Below are 6,389 nucleotides of genomic sequence, written 5' to 3' on the forward strand. Positions count from 1 at the left end.
CCGTGACGGCCGTGGCGGCCGCGGTCGCCGCGACGATCGTCGCGGCAATCGCGACGAGGAAGCCGGCGAGGAGCTGGTCGAGAAGCTGGTCCACATCAACCGCGTCTCGAAGACGGTGAAGGGCGGCAAGCGCTTCGGCTTCGCGGCGCTGGTCGTGGTCGGCGACGGCAAGGGCCGTGCGGGCTTCGGCCACGGCAAGGCCCGCGAGGTGCCGGAGGCGATCTCGAAGGCGACCGCCGCCGCCAAGAAGGCGATGGTCCGCGTTCCGCTCCGCGAGGGCCGGACGCTGCACCACGACGGCATGGGCCATTTCGGCGCCGGCCGCGTCTACGTCCGCTCGGCCCCGCAGGGTACCGGCATCATCGCCGGCGGCCCGATGCGCGCGGTGTTCGAGAGCCTCGGCGTTGCCGACGTGGTGACCAAGTCGGTCGGTACGTCCAACCCGTACAACATGATCCGGGCGACCTTCGAGGCGCTCACCGATCAGACCAGCCCGAAGGCGGTCGCCCAGCGTCGCGGCAAGAAGATTGCCGATCTGCTGCGTCGCGGCGGTGCGGCCGATGCCGACGCCCAGGCGGACGCGACGGCGGTCACGGAGTAAGACAGATGGCGAAGCTCAAGATCACCCAGACCGGATCCCCGATCCGGCGCGCCCCCGAGCAGCGCAAGACGCTGATCGGCCTGGGCCTCAACAAGCGGCACAAGACGGTCGAGCTCGACGACACCCCCGAGGTGCGCGGCATGATCCGCAAGGTGCAGCACATGGTGTCGGTGGCGGAGTAATCCGTCCTAGCGGATCACTGCGGAATCCCGGCGCAGGCCGAGATCTCGTGGAGGCTCGCCGAACCGCATAAAGCCCCTCCCCAAAGCGGGCGAGGGGCTTTATGGCACCCGCCGTCCCGACGGCGGACGAAACGTATAGAGGTCCCGGCCTTCGCCGGGACAGGCGCGACAAAAGCGAAAGCGAGTGCAGACGATGAAACTCAACGAAATCCGTGACAACCAGGGTGCCCGCCAGTCCCGCGTCCGCGTCGGCCGCGGCATCGGCTCGGGCCTGGGCAAGACCGCCGGCCGCGGCCAGAAGGGCGCCAAGTCGCGCTCGGGCGTGTCGATCGCCGGCTTCGAGGGCGGCCAGATGCCGCTCCACATGCGGCTGCCGAAGCGCGGCTTCAACAACATCTTCGCCAAGGACTATGCCGAGGTGAACCTCGGCGCGATCCAGAAGGCGCTCGATTCCGGCAAGCTCGACGGCAAGGGCACGATCGATCATGCCGCGCTGAAGGCCGCCGGCCTCGCCCGTGGCGGCAAGGACGGCGTCCGCCTGCTCGGCAAGGGCAGCCTCTCGGCGAAGCTCGCCTTCCGCGTCGCCGGCGCTTCCGCCGGTGCCCGCCAGGCGGTCGAGGCCGCGGGCGGTTCGGTCGAGGTGATCGAGGTGGTTTCGGCCGCCGACAAGGCCGCCGCCAAGAAGAACAGCGTCAAGAAGCGCGCGAAGGCCTGAGCCTTTCGCCGCGTCGAGGGCTGACAGCCTCGGACTAGTCACTATATGAGGCGGCGGGGGTCACACAGCTTCCGCCGCCTTTTACCTTTGATTTCGGGATCGTAGACACATGGCATCCGCAGCCGATCAGATGGCAGCCAACCTCAGCCTGGCCAGCTTCGCCAAGGCGACCGATCTCAAGAAGCGGCTCTGGTTCACCCTCGGCGCCCTGATCCTGTTCCGCCTGCTGAGCTTCGTGCCGCTGCCCGGCATCGATCCGCGCGCGCTCGGCACCCTGTTCGACACCACCCGCGGCACCGTCCTCGACTTCTTCAACACCTTCTCGGGCGGCAGCCTGGAGCGGATGAGCCTGATCGCGCTCGGCGTGATGCCCTACATCACCGCCTCGATCGTCGTGCAGCTCGCCTCGTCGATGTCGCCGAGCCTCGCCGCCCTGAAGAAGGAAGGCGAGACCGGGCGCAAGAAGATCAACCAGTACACGCGCTACGGCACGGTGCTGCTCGCCGCCGTCCAGGGCTATTTCATTGCCGTCGGTCTCGAGGGCTGGGGCTCGGGAAGCACCGGCTCCGCGGTGCTCGATCCGGGCCTGATGTTCCGGATCACGACCGTCGTCAGCCTGATCGGCGGCACCATGTTCCTGATGTGGATCGGTGAGCAGATCACCAGCCGCGGCATCGGCAACGGCGTATCGCTGATCATCATGGCCGGCATCGTCGCGCAGCTGCCGACCGCGCTTGCCCAGGTGTTCGAAGGCGGGCGCACCGGCACCATGTCTCCGGTGATGATCATCGGCGTGATCGCCCTGGTCGTCGTCCTGGTGCTCGGCATCTGCTTCATGGAGCGCGCCCAGCGCCGCGTCCTGATTCAATATCCGAAGCGCCAGACCGCGCGCGGCCAGATGCAGGCCGAGCGCTCGCACCTGCCGCTGAAGATCAACACCGCCGGCGTCATTCCGCCGATCTTCGCTTCGTCGCTGCTGCTGATGCCGCTGACCATCGCCCAGTTCGCCGGCAACCGCGTCGAGGGCGAGAGCGCCTGGAGCGATGCGCTGATCACGATCACGACCCTGCTCCAGCACGGCCAGCCGCTGTACATGCTGCTCTACGCAGCCGGCATCATCTTCTTCTGCTTCTTCTACACCGCGGTGGTCTTCAACCCGGAGGAGACGGCGGAGAATCTGAAGCGCTACGGCGGCTTCATCCCCGGCATCCGCCCGGGCAAGCGCACCGAGGAATATCTCGATTACGTGCTGACGCGCGTGACGGTGATCGGGGCCGCCTATCTGACGATCATCTGTCTCGTCCCCGAGTTCCTGATCGCGCGAATGGGCATTCCCTTCTATCTCGGCGGCACCAGCCTGCTGATCGTCGTCAACGTGACGATGGACACGGTGACCCAGATCCAGAGCCACCTCATCGCCCATCAATATGGCGATCTGATCAAGAAGGCGAAGCTCAAGGGCGGCCGCGGCCGCTGACGCAAGTCGCTGAAGGGGAGCGCGCGGCCATGAACATCATTCTGCTCGGACCTCCGGGCGCGGGGAAGGGGACTCAGGCCCAGCGCCTCGAGCAGGAGCGCGGCATGGTCCAGCTCTCCACCGGGGACATGCTGCGTGCCGCAGTCGCGGCGAAGACTCCGGTCGGGCTGCAGGCCAAGGCGGTGATGGACGCCGGCGCGCTCGTCTCCGACGAGATCGTCACCGGCATCCTCTCCGATCGCCTCGACCAGGACGACGTCCGCCGCGGCTTCATCCTCGACGGTTATCCCCGCACCGAGGCCCAGGCGAAATCGCTCGAGACTCTGCTCGCCGCCAAGGGCATGGCGCTCGATTATGTGATCGAGCTTGCCGTGGACGAGGATGCGCTGGTCGATCGCATCACCGGCCGCTTCTCCTGCGCCAGCTGCGGCGAGGGCTATCACGACCGCTACAAGCAGCCGAAGGTCGAGGGCCGCTGCGACGTCTGCGGCTCCGAGGCGTTCAAGCGCCGGCCCGACGACAATGCCGAGACCGTCCGCAACCGCATGGCCGAATATCGCGCCAAGACGGCGCCGATCCTCCCGCATTACGAGGCCAAGGGCATCGTCCGCCGGGTCGACGGCATGGCGGCGATGGACAAGGTCGGCGCCGCGATCGAGGCGATCCTCGACGGCCGCTAAGAGTCGTCACGCATCTGAACGAAGCGGCGGGAGCTTCCCGCCGGTCAGCGCCCCTTGTTGGCGATCAGCGCGACTTCGGAGCCGTTGGGGCGCGGCGTGACGATCAGGTAGAAGGCGCCGCCTTCCGCCTCGTTGCTGCCGGCCAGAACGTGATCGGAATCGCGCAGCTGGTGCTCGGAGGAATAGCCGGCGCGGACTGCCTGGGTGTGATACCAGTCGAGCACTCGCTGATACGGATCGGCGGTGGTGAAGCTCACCACGCGCACCCGGCAATCGCCCTGGTTGGCGCCCGCCGCCTCGGTCACCCGTCCGCCCGGATAGACCGGGAAGGTCGGGGAGAGGCGCTGCGCCCATCCCATGTTGTAGTCCCAGCGGGCGCCGCCGGGGCAGGCGACACCGCCTTCGCCGCTGGCGGCCGCGCCGAGCTGGGCCTGTTGGGCGCCGGTGCCGGCGCTGGCCGGGATCGCCTCCGGCGCGCGCATCCCGCCGGTGGCCGGATATTGGGCCTGCGCCGGAGTCTCCGGCGTGCGGACCGCATTCTGGTTCGATTGCTGGGAGAGCTGCGGATCGACCGCGATCTGATCGGCGAGCGCGCTGGTCAGCGCCGGATCGGCGTCGTTCGCCAAGCCGCCGTTCGCGGCCGCCTGATCGTCGCCGCCGCCGCACGCCGCCAGCGCGAGCAGGGCGGAGAGGGCGGTGTGTCGAACTGTGATCTGTGCATTCGCCATCGCTGGAGCTCCCATCGGATCCCTTTTGCCCGAAGCCTGCTCAGAGTGGGTAAGCGGAGATGGTTAATCCAGGGGGGTGAATCCGCCTGTCCCGCCGTGGGACTGCCACCAGGCGAAGGTTTCGGCCTGGATCTGCGCGATGAAGCGGCGCGCTTCCGGTCCCTCCCAAGGTCCTTCGTAGCCGCGCGAGCGGGCGCCGCCCGCCACCCACCAACCCTGGCCCGGGATGCCGTCGCTCTGGCGCACGACGAGCACGGCGAGCTCCGGCTCGCCGCGCGCGGCCGCATCCTCGTCCACCGTCCCCAGGATCGCGCAGAGGGCGCGCATCTTCGGCCGGGAGAAGGCATAGCCGAGCCGCTCGAGGATCTCGGCATAAGTGAGCGCCGTGCCGGCGCGGGCGGCGGCGACGAGGTGGAGGCGGACCTCCTCGGGTTCGGCCAGAGCTGCCATCGGCCCACGGTAACCGCCTGTGCCGCCGCGGCCAATGCTTGTGGCGGCGGGGTCACTCCGCTAGGCGCCCGGCGTGACTCAAAACCCTGCACGCGGCGGCCTGCTGCTCGGCTTCAGCGCCTATCTCCTCTGGGGCTTCCTGCCGCTCTACTTCAAGGCCATCCATCACGTCGGACCGGTCGAGATCGTCTCGCACCGGATCGTCTGGTCGCTCTTCGTCCTCGGCCTTCTCGCCGCCTTGTGGAGGAAGTGGTCCGGCATACGCGCGGCCCTCGCGACGCCGCGACTGGTGATGACGCTCACCCTCACCGCCGCGCTGATCGGGATCAACTGGCTGGTCTACATCTATGCCGTGGTCAGCGGCCACGTGCTGGAGGGCAGCCTCGGCTATTATCTGAACCCGCTCGTCAACGTGCTGCTCGGCGTCCTCCTGCTGAACGAGCGGCTCAGCCTGTTCCAGAAGATCGCCGTCGGGCTCGCTGCGACAGGGGTGGCGATCCTCGCCGCCGGCGCCGGCAGCGCCTTGTGGATCAGCCTCTCGCTGGCCGGAAGCTTCGCTCTGTACGGCTATCTGCGCAAGGTCGCGCCGGTCGACTCCCTGGAGGGCCTTTCGATCGAGACGATCGTCCTGACGCCGCTCGCCCTTGCCTGGATCCTCTGGGCCCAGCAGAGCGGCGACGGCGGCTTCCTGCGCGATCGCACGACCGACATCCTGCTGATCCTCGGCGGGGCGGTGACGGCGATCCCGCTGCTGCTGTTCACCGCGGCGGCAAGGCGCCTGCCCTATTCGACGCTCGGCTTCCTGCAATATGTCGCACCCTCGCTCCAGTTCCTGCTCGCCGTGCTGGTGTTCGGCGAGCCGCTGACGACCGCCCATGCGATCTGCTTCGCCTTGATCTGGACGGCGCTTGTGGTGTTCATCGTCGAAGGCGTCCGCACCGGCAGGGCCGCTGCGCGGGCACGGCGCGACGCCTAGACCAAGATCGCCTCAGGCTGAATCAGCCTGAGGCGTGGATCTTGGTCTCAACCATTTGAAAAGCGCGATTAACGCCATCGGCGGAAGCGCGTCCACGTCAGCCGATCGCGCTTGTCTTATGAGAGTCTGCCCGTTCGTGGCAAAACGGACCGCCGTTGGCGGCTGTACCCACCAACGGCGGAAGGGGTCGGATCGAGATCGCGCTGGTCGTCGCGGACCGAGCTAGAGTTTGATCACCCCTTTCTTTTCCTTGAGCCCTGAACGGATACCCGAGGTGCCGCCTCGGATGACAAGCAGAGGGGAGGAAAAGATGAGCAAGAGCCTACCACAGGTCCTCGGCGTCGACATCTCCAAAGACCATCTCGACGTGTGCCTCAATCCCGGCGGCAGCACCTTGCATGTCGCGAATATCGCGGCAGGCCACGCGCAGCTGTTGGCTTGGCTCGATCGTGTCTCGATCGACCTGGTCGTCTTCGAGCCCACCGGGCCCTATCATCGCCTGTTTGAACGTACGCTCGTCCGGAGCGGTCTGCCCTATGCCAAGGTCAATCCGAGGCAGGCGCGCCGCTTCGCTGAGGCA

9 protein-coding genes are annotated in these 6,389 nt (G+C 67.6%); 7 read left to right on the forward strand and 2 right to left on the reverse strand.

Going from position 1 to position 6,389, the window contains the following annotated elements; genetic code table 11:
* The 5 genes from rpsE to E2493_RS20360 all read left to right on the forward strand — a co-directional run.
* Positions 1 to 601: 30S ribosomal protein S5 (rpsE, locus tag E2493_RS20340; RefSeq protein WP_225421622.1), on the forward strand; the 601-nt coding region annotated here is incomplete at its 5' end.
* A 5-nt stretch (positions 602 to 606) separates the two neighbouring features.
* Positions 607 to 783, forward strand: a complete 177-nt coding sequence (rpmD, locus tag E2493_RS20345; RefSeq protein WP_135090530.1) for a 50S ribosomal protein L30 — start codon at positions 607 to 609, stop codon at positions 781 to 783.
* Between the two features lie 193 nt (positions 784 to 976).
* Positions 977 to 1,498, forward strand: coding sequence for a 50S ribosomal protein L15 (rplO, locus tag E2493_RS20350; protein WP_135090532.1), 522 nt, complete (start codon positions 977 to 979; stop codon positions 1,496 to 1,498).
* A 109-nt stretch (positions 1,499 to 1,607) separates the two neighbouring features.
* Entirely contained in the window at positions 1,608 to 2,975 is a 1,368-nt protein-coding gene (gene secY, locus E2493_RS20355; protein WP_135090534.1) for a preprotein translocase subunit SecY, read from the forward strand.
* A gap of 29 nt (positions 2,976 to 3,004) precedes the next feature.
* Positions 3,005 to 3,655: an adenylate kinase gene (locus E2493_RS20360; RefSeq protein ID WP_135090536.1), complete on the forward strand. Its 651-nt coding sequence runs from the start codon at positions 3,005 to 3,007 to the stop codon at positions 3,653 to 3,655.
* A 44-nt stretch (positions 3,656 to 3,699) separates the two neighbouring features.
* Here the strand turns inward: E2493_RS20360 and E2493_RS20365 are convergent, their stop codons facing one another.
* Both E2493_RS20365 and E2493_RS20370 read right to left on the reverse strand, forming a co-directional pair.
* On the reverse strand, positions 3,700 to 4,383 hold the full coding sequence (locus tag E2493_RS20365) for a hypothetical protein (RefSeq protein ID WP_135090538.1): 684 nt from the start codon (positions 4,381 to 4,383) through the stop codon (positions 3,700 to 3,702).
* A gap of 63 nt (positions 4,384 to 4,446) precedes the next feature.
* Positions 4,447 to 4,833: a ribose-phosphate pyrophosphokinase gene (locus E2493_RS20370; protein ID WP_135090540.1), complete on the reverse strand. Its 387-nt coding sequence runs from the start codon at positions 4,831 to 4,833 to the stop codon at positions 4,447 to 4,449.
* 73 nt (positions 4,834 to 4,906) lie between these two features.
* Between E2493_RS20370 and rarD the strand changes: the two genes are divergently transcribed.
* A complete protein-coding gene (gene rarD, locus E2493_RS20375; RefSeq protein ID WP_135090542.1) occupies positions 4,907 to 5,809 on the forward strand; it encodes an EamA family transporter RarD in 903 nt (300 codons plus the stop codon).
* 310 nt (positions 5,810 to 6,119) lie between these two features.
* On the forward strand, positions 6,120 to 6,389 hold a 270-nt coding region (locus tag E2493_RS20380; RefSeq protein WP_167737493.1), incomplete at its 3' end, for an IS110 family transposase.

Source organism: Sphingomonas parva (ex Maeng et al. 2020) (assembly GCF_004564275.1).
GTDB classification, from domain to species: Bacteria; Pseudomonadota; Alphaproteobacteria; order Sphingomonadales; family Sphingomonadaceae; genus Allosphingosinicella; species Allosphingosinicella parva.